The 22,182-nt window shown below is 46.4% G+C and carries 16 protein-coding genes and 1 other RNA gene; 8 read left to right on the top strand and 9 right to left on the bottom strand.

The annotated features are described in order from the left end of the window. Nucleotides 1–151 precede the first annotated feature (151 nt). Nucleotides 152–922, top strand: a complete 771-nt coding sequence (locus B092_RS0100255; RefSeq protein WP_018573235.1) for a crotonase/enoyl-CoA hydratase family protein — start codon at nt 152–154, stop codon at nt 920–922. A gap of 84 nt (nt 923–1,006) precedes the next feature. Further along, a complete protein-coding gene (locus B092_RS0100250; RefSeq protein WP_018573234.1) occupies nt 1,007–2,527 on the top strand; it encodes a fumarate hydratase in 1,521 nt (506 codons plus the stop codon). A 90-nt stretch (nt 2,528–2,617) separates the two neighbouring features. Here the strand turns inward: B092_RS0100250 and folK are convergent, their stop codons facing one another. The 4 genes from folK to B092_RS0100230 are packed head-to-tail and all read right to left on the bottom strand — an operon-like array spanning nt 2,618 to nt 5,956. Further along, on the bottom strand, nt 2,618–3,103 hold the full coding sequence (gene folK / locus B092_RS0100245) for a 2-amino-4-hydroxy-6-hydroxymethyldihydropteridine diphosphokinase (RefSeq protein WP_018573233.1): 486 nt from the start codon (nt 3,101–3,103) through the stop codon (nt 2,618–2,620). Beyond that, complete coding sequence (pcnB, locus tag B092_RS0100240; RefSeq protein WP_018573232.1) at nt 3,096–4,574, bottom strand: polynucleotide adenylyltransferase PcnB; 1,479 nt, start codon at nt 4,572–4,574, stop codon at nt 3,096–3,098. The genes folK and pcnB overlap by 8 nt, the downstream gene beginning before the upstream one ends. A 6-nt stretch (nt 4,575–4,580) precedes the next feature. Next, nucleotides 4,581–5,267: an HAD family hydrolase gene (locus B092_RS0100235; RefSeq protein ID WP_018573231.1), complete on the bottom strand. Its 687-nt coding sequence runs from the start codon at nt 5,265–5,267 to the stop codon at nt 4,581–4,583. Then, entirely contained in the window at nt 5,264–5,956 is a 693-nt protein-coding gene (locus tag B092_RS0100230; RefSeq protein ID WP_018573230.1) for an HdaA/DnaA family protein, read from the bottom strand. The genes B092_RS0100235 and B092_RS0100230 overlap by 4 nt, the downstream gene beginning before the upstream one ends. A gap of 133 nt (nt 5,957–6,089) precedes the next feature. On the opposite strand from B092_RS0100230, the gene purM reads away from it, so the two are divergent. Next, nucleotides 6,090–7,139, top strand: coding sequence for a phosphoribosylformylglycinamidine cyclo-ligase (gene purM / locus B092_RS0100225; protein ID WP_018573229.1), 1,050 nt, complete (start codon nt 6,090–6,092; stop codon nt 7,137–7,139). A 39-nt stretch (nt 7,140–7,178) separates the two neighbouring features. Here the strand turns inward: purM and miaA are convergent, their stop codons facing one another. The 5 genes from miaA to B092_RS13395 form a co-directional block, all read right to left on the bottom strand. Continuing rightward, nucleotides 7,179–8,117: a tRNA (adenosine(37)-N6)-dimethylallyltransferase MiaA gene (gene miaA, locus B092_RS0100220; protein ID WP_169333951.1), complete on the bottom strand. Its 939-nt coding sequence runs from the start codon at nt 8,115–8,117 to the stop codon at nt 7,179–7,181. Between the two features lie 7 nt (nt 8,118–8,124). Continuing rightward, entirely contained in the window at nt 8,125–10,020 is a 1,896-nt protein-coding gene (gene mutL / locus B092_RS0100215) for a DNA mismatch repair endonuclease MutL (RefSeq protein WP_026253490.1), read from the bottom strand. Nucleotides 10,021–10,098: 78 nt separating this feature from the next. Next, a complete protein-coding gene (locus B092_RS0100210; protein WP_018573226.1) occupies nt 10,099–11,421 on the bottom strand; it encodes an N-acetylmuramoyl-L-alanine amidase in 1,323 nt (440 codons plus the stop codon). Further along, complete coding sequence (locus B092_RS0100205; protein WP_018573225.1) at nt 11,385–11,912, bottom strand: bifunctional alanine racemase/tRNA (adenosine(37)-N6)-threonylcarbamoyltransferase complex ATPase subunit type 1 TsaE; 528 nt, start codon at nt 11,910–11,912, stop codon at nt 11,385–11,387. Before B092_RS0100205 ends, B092_RS0100210 begins: the two co-directional genes overlap by 37 nt. A 67-nt stretch (nt 11,913–11,979) precedes the next feature. After that, a complete protein-coding gene (locus tag B092_RS13395) occupies nt 11,980–12,909 on the bottom strand; it encodes an AEC family transporter (RefSeq protein ID WP_018573224.1) in 930 nt (309 codons plus the stop codon). A 115-nt stretch (nt 12,910–13,024) separates the two neighbouring features. On the opposite strand from B092_RS13395, the gene xerD reads away from it, so the two are divergent. From xerD to ffs, 5 genes are all read left to right on the top strand, one after another. Beyond that, nucleotides 13,025–13,918, top strand: coding sequence for a site-specific tyrosine recombinase XerD (xerD, locus tag B092_RS0100195; protein WP_018573223.1), 894 nt, complete (start codon nt 13,025–13,027; stop codon nt 13,916–13,918). 172 nt (nt 13,919–14,090) lie between these two features. After that, complete coding sequence (locus B092_RS0100190) at nt 14,091–15,716, top strand: acyl-CoA synthetase (RefSeq protein ID WP_018573222.1); 1,626 nt, start codon at nt 14,091–14,093, stop codon at nt 15,714–15,716. Between the two features lie 142 nt (nt 15,717–15,858). Beyond that, complete coding sequence (locus B092_RS0100185; protein ID WP_018573221.1) at nt 15,859–18,603, top strand: PD-(D/E)XK nuclease family protein; 2,745 nt, start codon at nt 15,859–15,861, stop codon at nt 18,601–18,603. Then, entirely contained in the window at nt 18,596–22,051 is a 3,456-nt protein-coding gene (locus B092_RS0100180; RefSeq protein WP_018573220.1) for a UvrD-helicase domain-containing protein, read from the top strand. Before B092_RS0100185 ends, B092_RS0100180 begins: the two co-directional genes overlap by 8 nt. Nucleotides 22,052–22,070: 19 nt before the next feature. Next, nucleotides 22,071–22,168, top strand: an RNA gene (gene ffs, locus B092_RS14835) — signal recognition particle sRNA small type. Nucleotides 22,169–22,182: the final 14 nt, after the last annotated feature.

Below are 22,182 nucleotides of genomic sequence, written 5' to 3'. Positions count from 1 at the left end.
AGAGATTAAGTACAGGAAGCGTAATTTCATCTGTGCAAAAGAGAATCATTAGCAATTTGTGGATAGCTGTTAGTGATTGGACTTGATAAATAGAATTCGCAGTAAAATCAGGAGCGATGTAGTTCAATAATAAATAATTAAGGAGATAAGCATGTCAGAGGCTTTAGTGATGACTGAGAAAAAAGGACGGGTACTGATTATTACCATCAATCGTCCGCAAGCACGCAATGCCTTAACCTATGAAACCTCATTTGCTTTGGCTGATGCCATTGATCAGCTGGAAAATGATGATGAGGTGTCATTAGGTATTTTACGTGGTCAAGGCGAGCATTTTTGTGCGGGCATGGACCTCAAGGAGTTTGCTAAAACACAGCGTCGTGCGGTGGTGCCGGGCCGTGGTTTGGGCGGTTTGTGCGAGGCGTTGCCTAAGAAGCCTTTAATTGCAGCGGTTGAAGGCTATGCGTTAGCGGGTGGGTTTGAGTTGTGTTTGGCTTGTGATTTAATCATTGCGTCTAATCACGCTAAATTCGGTTTACCTGAGGCTAAGCGCGGTTTGGTTCCGGGTTCCGGTGGTATGTTGCGTCTGCCACATCGCGTACCTTATCCGGTGGCCATGGAGATTTTATTAACAGGTGACATGCTAACTGCCGAGCGGGCTCATGCGCTTGGTTTAATCAATCAGTTGGTGGAACCGGGTCAGGCCTTAGAAGCTGCTTTAGTCATGGCTGATAAAATTGCCGCAAATGGTCCTTTGGCTTTGCAAGTCATTAAGCAAGTGGTAAACGAGGGCCGCACTTGGAGCAATCAAGATATGTTTGCATTACAGCAGCCTCGCATGCAGCATATTTTCAGCTCCGAAGATGCGAAAGAAGGAGCGACTGCTTTTGCTGAAAAGCGCGATCCGGTCTGGAAGGGTAGGTAAGGTTTTTAGCAAAGAGGCCTTGGCTTGTCACATGGTCTCTTTGTTCGATTGTTGATTTTTATTGAAGGATTAAGGAATTTAAGAATGTCCATTGTTATTAAAGAAGCTGATTTAGTTCAGTCAATTGCCGATGCCGTACAGTTCATCAGTTATTATCATCCGCAAGACTATCTCCAGCATTTGGCGCGCGCTTATGAGGTTGAGCAAAGTCCTGCCGCTAAGGATGCCATTGCACAAATACTGACCAACTCCAAAATGGCGGCTGAAGGGCATCGTCCTATTTGTCAGGATACGGGTATTGTCAATGTCTTCTTAAAAGTGGGTATGGATGTTAAGTTCGAGATTAGCGGTTCACTTCAAGAAGCCTGTGATGAAGGGGTGCGACGAGGCTATTTAAATCCTGATAATAAATTGCGTGCCTCTGTGCTTGATGATGCCATTTTTGAACGTAAAAATACTCGTGACAATACCCCCTGTATTCTGTCGGTTGAGCTTGTACCGGGCGACAAGGTTGAGGTTCAAGTGGCCGCTAAAGGGGGTGGCTCTGAGAACAAAACAAAATTTGCTATGCTAAATCCCGGTGAGGATATTGTTGAGTGGGTACTCAAAACAGTACCGACAATGGGTGCCGGTTGGTGTCCTCCGGGTATGTTGGGAATTGGGGTTGGCGGTACCGCCGAGAAAGCGATGCTGATGGCCAAGCAAGCCTTGATGGAAGACATTGATATGTATGAATTGCTCCAACGCGGCCCGCAAAACAAATTAGAAGAAATGCGCATTGAGTTATATGAAAAAGTCAATGCACTCGGTATTGGTGCCCAGGGTCTGGGTGGTTTGACCACTGTGTTAGATGTGAAAATTAATACCTTCCCAACACATGCAGCGTCTAAACCGATCGCGATGATTCCTAACTGCGCGGCGACCCGTCACGTACACTTTGAGTTAGATGGTAGCGGTGTGGCTGAGATGCCGGTGCCGTCTTTAGATAGTTGGCCTGATATTGAATGGGCGCCTGATTACAACAAGTCCAAAACGGTGAATTTAGATACGCTCACACCTGAAGAGGTGGCTAGCTGGCAGCCGGGCGATACCTTATTGCTATCAGGTAAGATGTTGACAGGTCGTGATGCAGCGCATAAGCGTATTCAGCAGATGTTAGCAGCCGGTGAGCAGTTGCCGGTAGATTTTAAAAATCGTGTAATTTACTATGTCGGTCCGGTTGACCCTGTTCGTGACGAGGCAGTTGGTCCTGCTGGTCCTACCACTGCAACACGTATGGATGCCTTTACCGATATGATGCTAGAGCAGGGCCTTATCGCTATGATTGGTAAAGCAGAGCGCGGTCCGGTCGCAGTCAATGCGATTAAAGATCACAAGTCTGCATACCTCATGGCTGTTGGTGGTGCAGCGTATTTAGTATCAAAAGCTATTCGCAGTGCCAAAGTAGTGGCTTTTGAGGATTTAGGCATGGAAGCGATTTATGAGTTTGAGGTTAAGGATATGCCGGTCACCGTCGCTGTTGATACGACAGGCGTGTCTGTGCACGAAACCGCTCCCAAGATTTGGCAGGCGAAGATTGAGGAGTTGCGCACGGCAGAAGCTTAAGTAGCCACAGTCGTTATCGCTTTTTCTTGAAGGCAGGCAAAGGGAGTTAGGGTGTTTTCTTAACTCCCTTTTTTGGTCAGTGATAGAGAATTAAAGAGCATGAATAATTTGTCCTGATGCTAAAGCTTCTTCTAAAAGCTTAGAGAGGTAACCTTGCTGAAGTGACATATCCCCCGCAATTTCCATTAACGGCATCAGCACAAAGCTGCGTAAATGCATACGAGGGTGTGGGACCGTTAGCTCTGCACTATCCGAATTGAAGTTCTCATAAAGTAACACGTCAAGATCTAAGGTGCGAGGTGAGTTTCTGTATAAACGCTCTCGACCAAACGCATTTTCAATCGCCTGTAGCTGGTGCAAAAGTTCCAAAGGCGTCAAAGTGGTCTTAATTTCCGCAACGGCATTAATATAATCCGGACCATCTGCATCAAGAGGAGGGCTGCGATAGAGCGATGAACGCTTAACCAGCTCTATCCCTTTGCTTTGACTGATGGTCTCTAGAGCGGATTCCAGTGTGGATGCAGGAGAATTAAGATTAGCGCCCAAAGCGATGTATGCTTTGCTGGCCTTAGTCATCTGTCGTCCTGTTTAGAGCTGAAGTGGTTTTGTTGGCTCTCTTATTGCGACCGGCGCTTGAGCGACGACGAGAACGACGGCGTCTGGATTTTGTGGCCCCGGCGCCACCACCGGCAGATGAAGCCGCTTGATGCGGTAGTTTGCCAAGCATCTCTTTGCGGTTTGCATCGTCAGCGTCAGCTAAGTCCATCCACCATTGGGCAAGCACGCTGTCAAATTCACCGGCAGCCGCACGGATCTGTAAGAAGTCCACTGCTGCTCTGAAACGTTGCTGTTCAAACATGCGGTAAATCGATCGGGCAGATCGCCTTTCAAAACGTGGCTGCATAAACCAGATCTCGCGCATATCGCTGCTTTGTCGCTTTTGAAGCGCTAAGGCGCGTGCGTATTGATCCAATACATCATGAGCGGCTTGGATAAGTGCCGGTACGGCAGGCTCTTTATGCTGCTCTTGGTAGAAAGCCCAGCGTTGATTGACTAATGGCCACAGTGCAGAGGCGTATAAGAAACTGGGGCTGACTGTTTTGTTATGGCGAATGCGAAGATCGGTACGCTCCAAGGCAATATTTAAAAACTTACTGCTATCTACCTGCTGTAGAAGCAAGTCAATTAACGGTAAAACACCTTGGTCAATTTGTTGCTCTTGAATGAGCTGCAGACATAGATTGACATTGCCACAGGTTAATAATTTAAGACATTCGTCAGCCATGCGGGACTCCGGGACATTGGCGAGTAAATTCGCCATTTCTCGGATTGGGGCGGCCGTTTTTTCTTCGATGGTACCGTTTAATTTGGCTTGAAAACGTAGGGCACGTAAAATCCGTACCGGATCCTCTCGATAGCGCTCTTCAGCATTGCCAATGATTTGAACCACACGTTGACGGATATCGCTTAGGCCATCATGGTAGTCAATTAACTCTTCGCGAACCGGGTCGTAATAGAGTGCATTGATGGTGAAATCACGGCGCTCAGCATCTTGAGCTTGCGTGCCGTACACATTATCACTGAGGACGCGACCGAACTCGTCTGTCAGTTGCTTTTTCTTAGAAGCAGCCCTAAAGGTAGATACTTCAATAATTTCGCGACCAAAAACACAATGCACCAGTCTAAAACGGCGACCGATAATTAACGCTCTACGAAAGAGCGGTTTAATTTCTTCAGGGGTGGCATTGGTGGCCACATCAAAATCTTTAGGCTGTAGGCCAAGAGTTAAGTCACGTACTGCGCCACCGACGATATAGGCTTCATAGCCGGCTTGCTGCAGTACCTGGCAGACTTTAATTGCATTGCGTGAAATAAAATGCTTTTGAATCTGGTGTTCATCAGCGCTGTAGATTACTTTTTTAGCCACGGTTTTTGAGGTGCCTGCTTTGTTTTTTGATGTGCGATGTGCAGTCTGTTTATCTTGGTCTGACGTTGGAAAGAACCGCCTTACAAACTTGCTGATGGTGGATTTAGCTTCGTTAGCCATAGACTTTTACTTAAAAAGATCAATAATTGCCCAGTTGTTGCGCTTAGCAATCTCTCGTAGCGTCGGACTTGGGTTTGTCGCTACTGCGTGAGTCGCTTTTTCTAATAGTGGTAAGTCATTCATCGAGTCACTATAAAAATGCACCTCGTTAAAGCTCTCGAAGGTTAAATTTAAGCTCTTGAGCCACTCCTCAACACGCGTTATTTTACCCTCTTTGTAGCTCGCAACGCCAACGAATTGACCGGTGTATCTACCGTTAAGGTACTCCGGTGTGGTGCCAATAATATGAGAAAAACCGAAAGCGCGCCCAACGGGTTCGATAACAAAGGAGTTAGTGGCTGAAACTAAGCAGCATAAATCACCATTGGATAAATGCTGATTCACCAAATCACATGCTTGCTGAGTGATGTTTGGGCGTACGACCTCTGCCATGAAGCGCTCATGATAGGCTGCCAGTTCAAATGGGCTATGCATGGTTAAAAAACTGAGTACAAAGGCCGCTGACTCCTCGATCGTGAGTTGACCGGCATCGTATTTGTCCATGATCTCCTGATTACGGCGTTTTACCTCAGCGGGATCGCCGGCTAAGTTATTACGGCTAAGCCATTCGACCCACTCATAGTCGGTGTCGATTGGCAGTAAGGTGTGATCAAGATCGAAGAGGGCAAGTGTTGTTGTCGTTGTTGTACTCATAGTGTGTTTTTAAATTCAGCTTCTTTAATAAAGTTTTTAATTAAGTTTAATGTGATTTGGCGTCGCTTAGCGATGGAGTAAAGATCTAAAGCATCAAGCCAAGCAAAAAGAGAGCGGATATTACGCTCAGTATTTTTTAAAAGCCAATCCATTGCTTCTTTGTTGATTTTGAGATCTTTTTCAAAGGCGCGTTGCTGTATGGCTAATAAGATATCCTCGTCTTTGAGCGAATGTAATCTATAAGCCAGCCCCCAGCCGAGACGATTACGTAAATCCTCACGAATCGGCATGTTTAGCGGTGATTGGTCGCCTGTCATTACGAGGGAGATGGCGGCATCATTAGTCTTGTTGCGATGACAGTAATTGACCAAATCGAATAGAGTCATTTGCTGAGCAGCAGTTAGCCTATGTACATCATCCACCGCGATGATTCGGGGCTTTGATGCTAAACATGCATCGACAGTCCTTGGAAAATCATTGGCAGTAAAATAGATAGCATCTGTACGATCCGCTGCTAAGGCTTTTAGCAGATGTGTTTTGCCACTGCCGGACTCACCGAAAAGATAAAACATCTTGCCGGTAGAGCAGTCAATGAGCCGGCTGAGCGCTTCCCAGTTCTCACCCGGTACAAAATTATCAAAGCTAAAGTCTTGGCTTAACTGAAGAGCCAATGGCAGTTGTTCAATCATTCAAAATCATTGCAACCACTCAAGCACTGTTGAGTGATAATTTATCGTAAAATAGGATAATCTACTTAATGCGCAGCGTAGTGCACTTTTTCTAACAATAATCATTATTCTTACATATTTGGGTATATTTCTCATGACAAATAAGCAAAACTCCCCTTTAAGTTACCGTGATGCGGGTGTAGACATTGATGCCGGTGAGGCTTTAGTTGATCGTATTAAGCCTTTGGCAGCTAAAACCATGCGCGAAGGGGTGTTAACAGGTCTTGGTGGTTTTGGCGCCTTATTTGAAGTTCCTAAGCGCTATGAGGAGCCTGTTTTAGTCGCCGGCACCGATGGTGTAGGTACCAAGCTGCGTTTAGCCTTTGATTGGGATAGGCACGATACCGTCGGCATTGACTTAGTGGCGATGAGTGTTAACGATATCCTGGTACAGGGCGCAGAGCCTTTATTTTTCTTAGACTACTTTGCTTGTGGTGTACTCTCCGTTGACAAGGCGGCTGCTGTGGTCGGTGGAATTGCCAAAGGTTGTGAGTTGTCAGGCTGCGCCTTAATCGGTGGTGAGACAGCTGAGATGCCGGGTATGTATCCGGAGGGTGAGTACGATTTGGCCGGTTTTGCGGTCGGTGCTGTCGAAAAATCTAAGATTATTAATGGTTCCACGATTGCTGCGGGTGATGTCGTGATTGGTTTAGCTTCCAGTGGCGCCCACTCAAATGGCTATTCTTTAATTCGTAAGATCATTGAGCGCGCAGGGATTAAACCAAGTGATCGTTTTGGTGACAGCACCTTTGGTGACGTCATCATGGCTCCGACGCGTCTCTATGTGAAGCCGCTATTAGCTGCTATTGAAAAGCATGGCGCAGCGATAAAAGGCTTAGTGCACGTTACCGGTGGCGGTTTGTTGGAAAATATCCCACGTATTGTGCCTGCCGGTTTAGCTGCTCATTTGCAAAAAGGTGAGTGGCAGTTGCCGCCCTTGTTCCAGTGGTTACAGGAGCAGGGTAATGTGGATACCCAAGAGATGTACCGCGTCTTTAATTGCGGTCTGGGTATGGTGATTGTAGTAGCTGCCGATGAGGCTGAAGCGATCAAAGCTCAGCTAAGCGAAGCCGGTGAAACAGTCTATCACTTAGGTGGGATTGTTGAGCAGGGTGATGGCGCTCAAGTTGTCATCAAAGAGTAGTGTCAACACCCCAAAATTGCTGATACGGTGTTAACTATATTAGTTAATAAAGCCATGCTCCCGAGCAAGTGCTAGCACTTGCTTAGGCACATCATCAGAAAAGCAGTCAATCTGAATTCTTTCCGGTTGACTGCGCAGCCAGGTAATTTGGCGTTTTGCCAGCTGTCTGGTGGCAGCAATGCCTCGCTCAACTGCTTCATCATAGCTGCAGTTATTATTCAAATAATCCCAGAGTTGTCTATAGCCTACGCAGCGGATTGACGGTAAATCAGGGTGTAAATCCTTGCGCTGATAGAGCGCTTCTACTTCATCTAAAAAGCCCATCTCCATCATTTGATAAAAACGTTTAGCGATTTGTTGGTGTAATTGACTACGATCTGTAGGTTCTAAGCTAATAGTGACAAAATCATAGTTGTGCTGTTTGTTTTTTTGCTCGGACAGCAGTGCCGACATAGGTTTGCCACTTAGTTCAATAATTTCTAAAGCACGTGAAATACGCTGGCTGTCATTGGGTGCTAGGCGATCGGCAGTGATGGGATCTAAAGCAGCAAGTTGTCGGTGCATTGCCGGCCACCCGAGTTCGGCTGCTTCCGCTTCGATCCTTTCTCTGAGAGTGTTATCGGCTTTGGGTAAATCATGCATGCCCTCACGCAAGGCTTTGTAATACATCATGGTGCCACCCTCAATGACCGGCAGACGGCCGCGCACTTCTATCTCACGGATGAGTCTTAAGCTATCATCAACAAAATCCGCTGCGCTATAACTCTCGGCCGGGTCGCGAATATCTAATAAATGATGGGGTACCAGTGCTTGTTCTTCCGCGCTGGCTTTGGCGGTGCCGATATCCATATGTTTGTAAATGGTGGCTGAGTCCATGGAGATAATTTCAATTGGAGTGGACTGGGCCAAAGCCAAAACGGAGGCGGATTTGCCGGCGGCAGTAGGACCACTAATGCAGAGAATCTTTTTTTTCATGATGTTTTTCTTATTCGCCACGCATAAAGAGTTTATCTAAGTCGCGCAGCGACCATTGAAACCAGGTAGGACGACCGTGATTACAGTTATCGGCCTTATCTGTTGCTTCCATCGCCCGTAGAAGAGCGTTCATTTCTGTGATGGTCAGGAATTTATTAGCGCGTACCGAACCGTGACAAGCCATCGTTGAGAGAATTTCGTTGCGTTGCAAAGCGAGTCGTTCGGTACTGCCAATATCATTGATATCTTTTAAGACACCTAAGACAAGACTTTCGATATCACCTCGAGCGAGTAGGGCAGGAACAGCACGTACCGTGATGCTTTTAGGGCCACTGGCACTAAGACGCAGGCCCAATTCCTGCAATAGTTCCTGTTGTGATTCGACAAGAGCGACTTCTTTTTCGCTACAAGAAATTAAGAAAGGAACTAAAAACTCTTGGGTGACAATCTCTTGTTGATTGTGTAATTGCTTTAATTGCTCATAAACGACACGCTCATGGGCAGCGTGCATGTCAACCAGCACGAGACCGGAGTGATTTTGGGCCAAAATATAAATACCGTGTAATTGCCCAATGGCCATGCCTAATGGATAATCCCCCAACTCAGTCTCACTGCTGTTGTGCATTCGAGGTTTAGGTACGTGAATATCTTCAGGTGCGCTGATAGGGGCATAAGCAGATTGCCAGTTGCCGGCTGTCTGCGCTAAGTCTAGCGAATTTTGGTGGTAGCTGGACGTAGGGTAGTTAAGCGCAGCAGGAGCATGGTTGCGACTGCCTGTGTGTGCCGGGTAGGTCCCTTGTGTCATGAGTGCTTGAGGTAATGCGGACTGTGCCGAAGCAGCGTCCACTTCCACTACTTGACCATCACCCGCACGACCTAGGGTGCTCATGACGGCATTAGCATCGCTTTGGCTTTGACCCCCTGTGTTGGATAAGGCTGAGCCGATTGCTTGTGTAAATAAGCGATAGACGGCGCCTGATTCTCTAAAGCGAACTTCACTTTTAGCAGGGTGAACATTGACGTCGACTAAGTCGGGCGAAATTTCTAAAAAAAGCACATAAGCCGGTTGACGATCACCATGTAAGACGTCGCTATACGCTTGTCGAATGGCATGGCTGATGGTGCGGTCGCGTATAAAGCGGCCGTTAACAAAGAGATATTGCTTATCCGCCCTGGCTCTTGCCGCCGTGGGGTGAATCGTGATGCCATGAACTCGCGCAAGTCCATGATCCATTTGTACTTCGAGGCCGTGTTCAATAAATTCCTCACCAATGACATCACGCACACGCTGAAACGCATCGCTCGCTAGCCATTGCTTATATGGCTTTTGATTATGAAATATCCTAAAACTGATGTGCGGATTTGCCATTGCAATGCGCTCCATGGCGTCTACCGCATGACCAAACTCAGTGCCCTCGGTTTTAAGGAACTTGCGACGTGCAGGGATATGCTCAAATAACTGCTTAACATCAATGGTGGTGCCAATGCCGCCGGCTGCCGGACTGATTTCTTTGCTGCTGCCGCAAATGCTATAAGCAAGATCTTGTTCGGCGCTGCGTGAAGTGATGGTCAGACGGCTGACTGAGGCGATTGATGCTAGGGCTTCACCCCTAAAGCCCATTGATGCGACTGACTCCAACTCATCAAGCGAGCGAATCTTACTCGTTGCGTGTTGAGTGATTGCCAACGGCAGTTCATTGACAGGAATACCGCTGCCATCATCAATGACGCAGATACGGCGAATGCCACCGCCCTCAAGCCGTACTTCAATTTGAGATGCACCGGCATCAATGGCATTTTCCAGTACTTCTTTAAGTACCGACGCAGGACGTTCGATCACCTCGCCCGCGGCGATTTGATTGATTAACTGCTCTGGTAGGGGGAGGATTTCTTTTCGTTGACTCATGTCGTACATATTAAAAAACCGCTCGATATTAATCAAGCGGTTTTAAAAACTAAGTTTAATCAGTAGGTGGGTTTGCTTTTAACCCATGCGGGCTAATGGTGGGTTGGTTGCTAAGTAGTCTTGTAAGCCTCTGGCAATCCCCTGCGCTAAGGCTTTTTGGTTGCTCTTGGAGCGTAAAAATCTTTCTTCTTGTGGATTAGAAATAAACGCTGTCTCAACTAAAATGGAAGGTATATCAGGGGATCGTAAAACAGCAAAGCCTGCTTGCTCCACTCGTCGACTATGGACGCCATTGACCTTGGAAAGCGAACTTAAGACGCGATGTCCAATTTTTAATGAGTCTTGAATTTGCTGAGTCGTCGATAGGTCTAATAAAACACTGGCTGTGCTCTTATCGTGAACACCAAAATCAACGCCCCCAATCATATCGGCTTGGTTCTCACGATTGGCTAACCATTTGGCGGCGGCACTCGATGCCCCCTTATTGGATAAGGTAAAGACAGTCGTTCCGCGAGCACTTGGATTGGTGAAGGCATCTGCGTGGATAGATACAAATATATCGGCTTTTACGCGTCGTGCTTTTTGTACCCTTACTTGTAAAGGCACAAAGAAATCAGCATCGCGCGTCATGTAAGCGCGCATATTAGGCTGGGCATTGATCTGGTCGCGTAGGAACTTACCAATGGCTAAGACAATATCCTTTTCTCGCGTGCCGCTAGGGCCAATTGCACCGGGATCCTCACCGCCATGACCCGGATCGATGGCGATTAAGACTTGACGCGAGCCGCGGCTCCTGCTGCCTGAACTGGTTGGCGGTGTTGGCGGAGCAATTTGTCCCTGTACGGTAGGTGCATTGGTGGTTGGGCGATTTGCACCTAACTGATCAATAATACCTGCCAACGGGTCATCACCCGGACTATCTAATAGGGCCATGAGCGGATCGTGGGCTACTTTAGGATACAAATCCAGCACAAGACGGTATTGATAATCACCAATCGGTTTTAGAGTAAACACTTGTGGAGCAATCGACTGCTTAAGATCCATGACTAAGCGTACAACATCAGCACGGTTTTGCCCAACACGTATTGACTGAATGTAAGGGTCATTAGGCTTAATCTGTGACACTAACGAGTTGAGTGCCTGGTTTAGCGTAATGCCCTGTAAATCCACCACTAAACGGTTTGGGTTTTCGAGCATAAAGTGCTCAGCACTAAGCGGTGCACTTAACTCTAAGGTGACACGGGTATATTCATCGGCAGGCCAAGTACGAACAGCCAAGACCTGGGGTCCGGCAGCTTGGGCCCATTTTGGGATGACACTTAGGGTCAATAAGCTACCCGCGACGCTTAAAGCACGACGACGCTTTATGCCTTTGTCTGTGAGTTCAAATTGTTTAACCATTGCTTCCCTTTGTCTGAAATTGCCGATAAAACGGCCTCTCGTCCTTCGTCCTGATAAATTAACTTAAGGTATAAATCAGGAGGAGGGAGTTGCTCGTTTGCTTTTTCTGACCATTCAACTAGTACAACCGCTTGGTCGAATAGCTGCTCCTCAAAACCGGCTTCTTGCCACTCGTCAGAGTCACTAAACCTATAAAAATCAAAGTGATATAAGTATAATCTAGAAACATTATAGCTTTCAAGTAGGGTATATGTGGGGCTTTTAATGCGCCCTGTTACACCTAATGCACGTAAAAAGGCGCGAGCAAAGGTTGTCTTACCGGCGCCTAAATCTCCTTGCAAATAAATACGAGCACCGTCGAAGTTGCTAAGGTCTGGCTCATAACCCGTTGATAAATCAGGGAAAATAGATTCTGCAAGTTGATTTGCCAAGGCCTCGGTGGCCTCTTCATCGGCTAATAACAGGTGATAATTACTCAGTTCTTTGTCCATGTGAATTCGAGATGGTAATGCTAATTCATTGTTAATTAAGTAAATTTTAAGTTATTATTTGTGTTTATTATTGAAAATAATTAACAATTGTTTGTAAAAAAGATGTGTTGACGATAAGAAATAGCCACATCGGGATAGTTAATACACAACATAAGGTTTGTACAGAAATAATATTGGCGACTAAACGAGCGTCACCACCCATGCGTACGGTTAAAACATAAGCCGCCGGTGCGGTGGGAATAGCAGCAAAGATGACAAACATCTGTGTTTCCAATACGCTGAAACCCATAATCAGTGCGATAAGAATGGCACACATCGGCATCAAAAGCAGGCGTCCCGCGGTCATCCAAGCAACTAACGGTGCATTGGCAGTGCCTTCTCTGAGTTTTAGTGCTGCACCAATACAAATCAGACCGAGTGGAATGGAACCTTGACCCAGTTTAGATAAGGTGTTGCTAAGTACCTCAGGTAATTGGAAACCGAGTAAATTCAAGCCCACGGCAGAGGCGGTAGCAAGTACTAATGGGTTGGTGAGTATGGACTTAATCATGCCACCTTGACCTGCTGCCAAGGCGCGAACAGCTAAGATATTAACTAAAGGCACGGTAAAACCGATAAAAACCGCCATCACCGCCACTCCCTCTGTGCCGCCAACGGAGGGGGCGATGGAAAGGGCAATGTAGGTACTGAAGCGATAAACACATTGCTGTGTTGAGTTAGCTGAGCGCTCATCTATTTTTAAAACCGGTCGGGCTAAGCTCGCGACTAATAAACCGGCAAAGGCTAATAAAGCACAAGACAACAAAGAGGTGCCTGCGGTATTAAGACTCAGTGGACTCAATAAAACAGAGCGAAATAACAATGCCGGAAACATGATGAAATACACCATTTTTTCAGTGGTGGCAAAAAACTCACGACTAAAACCCATCTTGTTAAGTAGGAACCAACCAAGCGCTACAAGGATAATGTCAGGTAAGAGAATATATAAAATAGACATGACGGAAGGGATTGGTTTAATGTTTAGAATGGGTTGGGAATTAATGCGCAATTTCTATGTGCGAAAACACAGTTAGCTAGTATAGCTGAATATTAATTTTTAAATGGGAAGCATAATGCAAGAAAGCGATGTCTCTTCTTTTTTAGATACCTTGTGGTTAGAGGAAGGCTTATCCAAAAATACGCTATCCGCTTATCGGCAGGATTTAGGTATTTTTCTTAAGTTTTTAAAAGAAAAGCGTAACAATATCTCGCTATTAGCAGTAAGAGCAGAGGATATTCAAGCGTGGTTAGCGCAAATGCATTTGCAAACCAAGGCGAGTACAGCGAATCGCCGTTTAGCGACGCTCAGACGTTTTTATGCATGGGCCATTCAAAGTCGTCGGATTGACGAAGATCCCTGTCTACACATACAGCCTGCAAAGCAAGCGGCACGATTTCCTAATACCCTAAGTGAGGCACAGGTTGAATTGTTGTTGGCCGCACCTGACATCACGACCCCGGGCGGGCTTAGGGATAAGGCCATGATGGAAACGCTTTATGCAACCGGGCTACGTGTGACTGAATTGATTAGCTTAAAGAGTTTTCATCTGGCTTTAAACGAAGGCTTTGTCCGAGTGGTTGAAGGTAAGGGGGGTAAAGACCGTATTGTGCCACTGGGGGAAGTGGCTGTTGATTACTTGGTGCAATACTTGCAGGAGGGTCGACCGGAATTACTAAAGGGTCGGATTGATGACGCGGTATTTATCACACGCTTGGGTCGTGCCATGAGTCGCCAAGCATTTTGGCAATTAGTGAAGAAATACGCGCAGCAACAAGCGATTCAAGTGCCGCTATCACCTCATGTGCTAAGACACGCTTTTGCGACACATTTACTCAATCATGGGGCGGATTTGCGAGTGGTCCAGATGCTGTTAGGTCATGCGGATATTTCAACCACACAAATTTATACGCATGTGGCGCGCGAGCGCTTAAAAAGTTTACATCAAAAGCATCACCCGCGCGCTTAGGGTGTTATTTTAAATAGGCGCGTGTAGCAGTTTGCGTTTAAATAAAAATGAAGCAAGTCTATGACTTAAGTCTGATTTGCAGGCTATCGACTAAGGTTTAAACTTAGATCCATGCCATACTTTTGAATACGGTTACTATTTTAAAAAGCATAATTTTAAATCAGGAGACAACATGGCCGATTACGATACAGGTCTGGGCAAAAATGCCGCAAATTACGTACCAATTACCCCCATTGATTTCTTAGTCCGTGCTCATGAGGTATTTGGTGATGAGCTATCTATTGTTCATGGGACGACTCGACAGAATTGGACTGAAACCTACTATCGTTGTCGTCAAATGGCAGCTGCTTTAAGGCAAAATGGTGCAACGCGTAGCACAACGATCGCTACGCTTTTATATAATACGCCTGCCATGGTTGAGGCCAGTTTTGGGGTACCGATGTCCGGAGGCGTGTTGCTGGCATTGAATGTCCGTTTAGAAGTGGATGGGCTGATTTTTTGTTTAAAGCATGGCGAAGCCGAGTTCCTCCTGGTAGACAGTGAGTTCGCAGCGTTTATTCCCAGGATTAAGGCGGAGCTGCCGGCATTAAAAATCATCCAGGTCAATGATGAGTTAGGTCCTCAGGGGGTGGAGCTATTTGCTGATGTGGATTATGAGACTTTTTTAGCATCAGCAGAAGACCTTGATAACTGGGTGTTGCCGGAGGATGAGTGGGATGCGATTGCACTGAACTACACCTCAGGCACTACCGGAAACCCTAAGGGTGTGGTGTACCATCACCGCGGTGCAGCCTTAAATGCGATCGCGCAGATATTAGAATTTGATATGCCTAAGCGTCCGGTTTATCTATGGACCTTACCCTTATTTCATTGTAATGGCTGGTGTTTTGCTTGGACGATTGCTGCGCGTGGTGGGGTCAATGTATGCTTACGCAAATTTGAGCCGACGCTTTGTTTTGACTTAATCCGACAGGAGCGAGTTAATTATTATTGTGCTGCTCCTGTGGTGCATGCGGCTTTAGCCAATGCGCCGGCCGAGTGTAAGCAGGGCATTGAACATCAAGTCAATGGGATGGTCGCCGGTGCTGCGCCTCCCGAAGCTATTTTAGCCCGTATGGAAGAAATGGGCTTTAATATCACACATGTGTATGGGCTAACGGAGATCTACGGCCCATCTGCCGGCTGTGTTGAAAAGCCGGAGTGGGATGAGTTAACGGTCAGTGAAAGAGCAATGAAAAAGGCACGTCAGGGCGTACGATATACCCTGCAGTCCGGGTTTGCGGTGATGGATCCGAGCGCGATGAAGCCGGTCCCTGCTGATGGAAAAACCTTTGGCGAGCTGATGTTCCGCGGCAATATTGTCATGAAAGGCTACCTTAAAAATCCTCAGGAAACTGACAAGGCCTTTGCCGGTGGTTGGTTCCATACAGGTGATTTAGGTGTTCTGTATCCTGATGGCTATGCGCAGATTAAAGACCGCAGCAAGGACATTATTATTTCCGGTGGTGAAAATGTCTCCAGTATTGAGGTGGAAGATGTGCTTTATAAATACCCCGGTGTGGCAAATGTCGCTGTCGTTGCATTAGCCGATGAAAAGTGGGGTGAGGTGCCAGTTGCTTTTGTCGAGTTGCAGGAGGGTGCAGTCATCACAGAGGAGGAATTGGATCAATATTGTCGTGCTAAGTTAGCCGGCTTTAAGCGCCCTAAGCATTATGTCTTTGGTGAGTTAGCTAAAACAGCGACGGGTAAGATTCAAAAGTTCGAGCTGAGAAAGCAGGCAGAGGCTTTGTTTACGTAGAGCAACTGCTTAATTAACTGTTTAAAAGGGCGCATATCATGACGGTATGCGCCTTTCTCTTCGCAGAAAGGTGTCGGTAGCTTAAAATTAACTACCATTATTTTTAAATATCAAACAATCATTAAGTGCTTAAGGCGGAGCGATGCTGGATAGTTTAGAGATCATTTCAAGACAGCAGTTACTGGATTTTCCAGCGACTGATACCATGGTGGTCACGGTCAATAACCGGATGGCCATTCATTTAAAAAAAGAATTAATTGCTGCTAAACGTCACGATGCCAAAGTGTTTCAATTGGCGCAGGTGCAGCCGTGGAATTTGTTTTTAGAGTTTCTTTATGAGCGGTTGATCTTTACTGCTGGTAAAGTGCCTGCCGCTAAGCAGTTGACCCCGTTCGCATCATTGCTCTATTGGGAAGCCGTCTTGGAAGAGCAGCATCTCAACACATTGAATTTGACTAAACTTGCCAAGGTTTTGTCCGACGCCTATACCTTGCAAGTAGAGTGGGGTGTGCAGGTTGAAGCGCTTGAAGAGACGCCCGAATATATTGAGTATAAAAAGATCAAGGCGCATTATCTTCAAAGGTTGCAGGAACGGGACGCGATTGACGGACCATTAAAAAATCAATGGCTTTTAGAGCAATTACAACAACATGCGGTCAACGCCTCATCAAATACTGACAGCAGTACCTACACTACCCAACGCTTACAAAAAAACATCGCGAAGAAAATTGTCTTATTGGGTTTTAGAGAGTTGTCTGCTATTCAGGTTGACTTATTGAACGCGTGCCAAGCTTTGGGGGCTGAGCTATACATTCTTGAAAGTGAATTAGAAGAAGTCGCTAAGCTGCAAGTGATCCGCACGCAAAGCAGAGCCGAAGAATTAGAAGTAGCGGTTAACTGGGCTAAGCAAATGCTTCAAAAGCATCCGCGTGGTCGCTTTGCCATTATCGATCCCATGCTGCAAACAGAACTTAATACGGTGCGTCGCTATTTACATGAGCGTATTCAAGACGGCGGTTTAAATGCTGATTTGCTTTATAACGTGGCCATCGGTCGTCCGCTCAGTGACTGGTCCATTGTGCGCTCCGCCCTTGCGTGGCTTAAGCTGTTCATCAAGTTAAGCGCTTCAAAACGTATGCCAACTCAGGAGATTGGTGAGTCCTTGCTGCTTGCTCAGGAAGCCTTGGTGTCAACCTGGGCAGATCAATTAAGTGCCGTTGACTTGGCGCTACGACAAAATAACAAAGTCAGTTATAGCAAACATCAGGTTAAGCAGTTTTTATATGATATTAGCGATGAGTTTAGTGAGCTGACAGAGAGAGCTTTTGCCCTATTTGCAGACGATGAAAAGTACCTAAGGTTAAATCGTTGGCTGCAGAAATTTAAAGCTTTTTTCGAACTCTTTGCCTTTCCCGGTATTAAGAAATTAAGTTCTGCTCAGTATCAAGTATGCGGTGCGTTTGAACAGGCTCTAAAAAATGCAGTGCCTCTATCACAGGCGTTAGACCACATGACGGTTAGCGACGCTTATTATCTCTTCGAGAGAGTCTGTAAACAGCAGATTTTCCAACCGCAGAGAGCGCCCACCGCACGTCTTGATGTGTTGGGTATGTTGGAGGCTGAAGGGGCTAAGTGGGATGCCGTATGGATCTTAAGTATGCAGGATGATGTTTTGCCCACCGTGCCAAAGCCAAATCCTTTACTTCCAAAATCGGCTTTGTTGCGAGTTGATGCGCCGAGGACGGATCACAAGCGCGAGTTTCTATGGGCTGAAGCGATGCTGAAGAGTCTGTTGAAAACAGCACCGGATATCACGATTAGTTGGCATGCCTTTGCCGGGGAAATGCCAACGAAAGCATCACCGCTTATTCATCAGCATTTGGCAGAAGAGAAGTGGGCTAAGGTTGAGGATCTTGACGAAGTGAATCAAGCGGCTACTGAGTCTCAGCAAGCAACACCCGCTGCGCTTGAGTTCTTAAGGGATGATTACGGTCCGCCGGTGCCGGCGGACGGTTTGCTGTCAGGAGGTTCCCGATTAATTGATTTACAAGCCATCAACCCGCAATGGGCGTTTGCAGTGTATCGTTTGCATATGCGCGCTTTTGAGCCCTATCCGCGCTATGAGTTGGATCGTATGCAGCGAGGCAGCTTTATTCACGCTTCTTTAGAGAGTTTTTGGCGTGATGTGCGGGATCAGGCCACGCTCAACGCGATGAGTGATAGCGAACTGGAAGCGAAGATTGCTGAGGTAGTTGATGCCTCAGCGCGTAGTGAGTTGCTCTTTGATTCGGCGACGTTATTGGCGTTGGAAAAAGACTTTGCAAAAAGCCAGTTATTCCATTTCTTAAAATTAGAACAACAACGGGAGCTAGCTTTTACGGTAGCCGATATTGAGAAAAATGCGGAGATTACTCTGTCTAAAATCAAGATACGGGTCAAGATTGATCGTGTGGATTTTTTAGAAAATGATAGCTATTTATACTTAGATTATAAAACCGGCAACCTTCCTAACTACAAGCAGAACTGGTATAGGGAGCGTCCGATTGATTTGCAACTACCCTTGTATGCGGCCTATGGCGAGCACCCGATCAATGAGGTTGGCGGTGTAGGTTTTGGTGGTTTAAAACCTAAACAGATGGGTTTTGCCGGTATTGGATTAGCCAACTGGTCATATCCGGGTAGGTCCGGCGTTGAACTAAAAGAAGAAGCTGAGTTTGAGCAGCAATTAAGTCATTGGAAGGGTGTGTTAATGGGTTTAGCTGATGAAATAGCGCGTGGTTATGCTGCCAATCGCTATGTTTCTCAAAAGGATATGCAGTATTGTGAGGTCTTACCTTTCTTGCGCCTAGATCAGGTCTTTGATGAAGAGGAGAATGACAATGACTAGATTACCCTCGGACGCTGCTGAGCGTAAACGCGCGCTCGCACCTAATCGATCCTTTTTAGTTCAGGCACCGGCGGGTTCAGGAAAAACAGAGCTCGTGACCGATCGTATCCTTTCATTGCTGGCGATTGTCGAGCAGCCTGAGCAGGTATTAGCCATTACCTTTACCCGCAAAGCGGCGGGAGAAATGCGTCATCGTGTGATGGAAAAGCTGACTTCAGGCCTGCAGTCTAAGCCTGTCGAGGACTATAAGGTGGCGAGTTGGGAGCTTGCGCAAAAGGTTTTACAGCGTAATCAAGAAAAAGAATGGCATTTATTGGAGTACCCGAGTCGTTTACGTATCATGACCTTTGACTCGCTAAGTTCAGGCTTAGTGCGCACCATGCCTTGGTCATCGCAAACCGGTGGTGGTTTGGAAATTTCTGAAGCGCATCGCCGTCAGTATCATGAAGCTGCTTTTATGACCATCCGTGAGATTGATGACTTACCGGCGCTGCAAGCAGTCTTAAGTCATTTAAATGTGGATTTGGTGCATTTGGAGCATGCCATTGTGCAGATGTTGGAAACACGTGAGCAATGGCAGGACGCCTTGAGTGACCCGACTAAAACCATCGTCAGTATGGTGCAGACTTTTGAGCGCTTTATCCAGAAGCAGTTGCAGCAGCTCGTCGATCATTTACCGCTTGGTTTTGCCTCAAATTACATTCCTTACTTGGTGCAGTGGGCTCAGGATTGGCCGGATCTTTCTTGTCTAAAGGACGTGGATATCAATCCTTTAACGGCAGAGGTTGATGACTTAGCGCGTTGGCAAGCCGTGGCGGAATCACTGCTGACAAAAGAAAATACGATTAGAAAAAGTCTGAATAAAAATAACGGTGTACCGGCAGATGCGCCATTTAAAAAGGGGTTAATCGACTTCTTAAAAGGAACTGATTTTTCACCGACATTTTTACAAGCTATGGTGACGGTGAGAAGCTTGCCGCTTAACCTACTGACAGACGATCAGATCGTGCTTTATCAAAACCTGTCTATCGTATTAAATAAGGCCTTAGAAAGCTTATATAAAGTCTATGTCAATGAAGGAGCCGTTGATTTTACCGAGGTTGCGCTAAGTGCTTTAAATGGCTTGGGTAGTGCTGACAACCCGGCTGATTTACTGCTGGCCCTTGATGCGCGTATTCAGCATTTATTGGTGGATGAGTTTCAGGATACCAGTCAAATGCAAATTGATTTATTGGCTTTATTAACGTCGGGTTGGTTGCCGGATGATGGACGCACGGTGTTTTTAGTGGGTGATCCGATGCAGTCAATTTATCGCTTTAGAAAAGCAGAAGTAGGGCTTTTTATTAAAGTGGCTAAAGAGCAGCAACTAAATCACGTACCTCTCGAGGTGCTCAAGTTGCGAGAGAATTTTCGTTCAGTTGAGGGGGTAGTGGAATGGAACAACACAATTTATCAGACGAGTTTTCCTGAGGTGTATGATGCTGAATTTGGTGCCGTGCCTTATGAACATTCCGTGTCGTTTAATGGGCCGGGCAGCCTCGAGCCGGTGACACATTATCCTTTTTACTACAGTAATAAGGAGATTAAGGGAGTTGATTCTAAATCCTTAGCGCTTGAAGCGGCAGAAGAAAGAGTGGTTGAGGTCGTCAAAGAAGCCTTCAAACGCCATCAAGACAAAGAAAAACCGGTCGCTATTTTAGTAAAAAGTCGTAGCGCGTTAGGACGTTTAAACGAGCGTTTATTGCAAGCCGATATTCCGGTGCGTGCGGTGGATATGTTCCCGCTCAGTGAGCAACCTTATGTGATTGATTTATTGCAGATTATCCGTGCTTTGACCTATCGTTTTGACCGCGTGGCGTGGTTGTCTTTGTATCGTTCGCCGTTGTGTGGTTTGACGTTAAACACCTTATATGTGATTTTTGGCGATAAAAAAGAACCCAATGTCTTGAAGCAAATTCGTGAGGCACTTAGTGATGAGACCTTAGCCATTCAGATCGGAGAAGAACAATTCGCTCGTTTTAAGCATTTGAGTGAGGTGCTGCTTAGTGTCAGTGCAGAGCAGCAGGGCTTAAGCTTTACGATGCGTGTCAGTACGATGTGGCAGCAATTGGGTGGGCCTTTGCTGTATACCAAAGAGTCCGAAAAAGCCGATATCGAGGCTGTGTTCAATCTGCTTGATAAGCTGGCGCCTTATGGTACGCCTGATCTTGAAGTACTTGAAGAGCATATCTCAAGCTTATATGCGGAGAGTGTGACTGCCGGTGCTGCCGTGGAAATCATGACGATTCACAAAGCAAAAGGCCTACAGTTTGAGGAGGTTATTTTATATGGTTTACATGGCACCTCAAATAATCGGGATGAGATACTTTTGCGTCTTGAGCCTTATAGTTATGAGGTTAATGGTGAAAAAGTGCCCGGTGTTTTGTTAGGTACAGTGCAGTCGAAGCAGCATGGAGCAGCAGAAGATGCCATGACAAAGCTGCTAAAAACGCGAGAAGCACAGCGTGAATTGTTAGAGGAAACGCGACTGCTCTACGTGGCAACGACTCGCCCATGCCAGCGTTTACATCTTTTTTATTTAATGGGCTTAAGTGAAAAAGACGGGGTGTTAAATGTCACTAAACCGTCAAAAAATCAGTTTTTTACCCGTATTGAGCAAGCGCTGGTATTGGATATTGAGGTCATTAAGCAGTCTTTGCCTAATTATGTGGATTCTCACAACCAAGAAGCTGAGTCTACGCAAGGCCCATTCGAGCAGCCATACCAGTTGGATATTGGTGCAGAGCACATAGATGCTACGTTGAGCTTGGGGGATTTTGTGCGCTTTAAGCAAAAGACGATTGAGGAACTGCAAAATGGCTACCGTTCTTATCGTCAATTGGGTGAAAACCTGATGAAAGAAGCCGGTAATGAGGAGGGGACTTGGCAATTTGCCAGTGAAGATGAAGCCCTTTTAGGGACCGTAGCCCATACCTGGTTACAGATGATGGGGGCGGATCAGTTGGCGGGTTGGGATAAGCAGCGATTGCTACAAGGTGAGCCATTAATGCGTCATCAGTTAATGAGCGCCGGTTACAGTGAGGATAGGTTAGAGGAGGCAATGAGGGAATTATTGCTGCTGCTTGCAAATAGCTTAAGCAATCCTCAGTTAAGAGAGTACTTAATCGATCCACTCGCTCAGCATGAGTGGCCTTTGCACGATGTTGATGGCAAGTTGTTGATTATGGATTTAGTGATACCGCACGAGGACTATTGGCATGTGATCGATTTTAAAAGTTCACGTCGTCGGCATGATGAGCATGTCGACGACTATTTACTTCGTATGCGTCAAGAGCATCGACCACAGCTGCAGAGCTATTGTGCTTATTTACGGGCGATTGATGGCAAAGCAGTCAAAGCTTCTTTATTCTTAATGGAAGAGGGGCTCTTTGTGGAAGTCATTTCATAAACTTGTTATACTAGCTTGCGGTGGGTCCCTTCGCATAGGTCCATGGTCAACCTGGTCAGGTCCGGAAGGAAGCAGCCACAGCCATTAAGACTTAGTGCCGGAGTCAGGCTCACCGCCTCATTATCATCTTC

Origin of the sequence: Oligella ureolytica DSM 18253 (genome assembly GCF_000373745.1) — a bacterium.
Classification (GTDB): Bacteria; Pseudomonadota; Gammaproteobacteria; order Burkholderiales; family Burkholderiaceae_B; genus Oligella; species Oligella ureolytica.
This window is presented reverse-complemented; position numbering and strand designations above follow the sequence as displayed.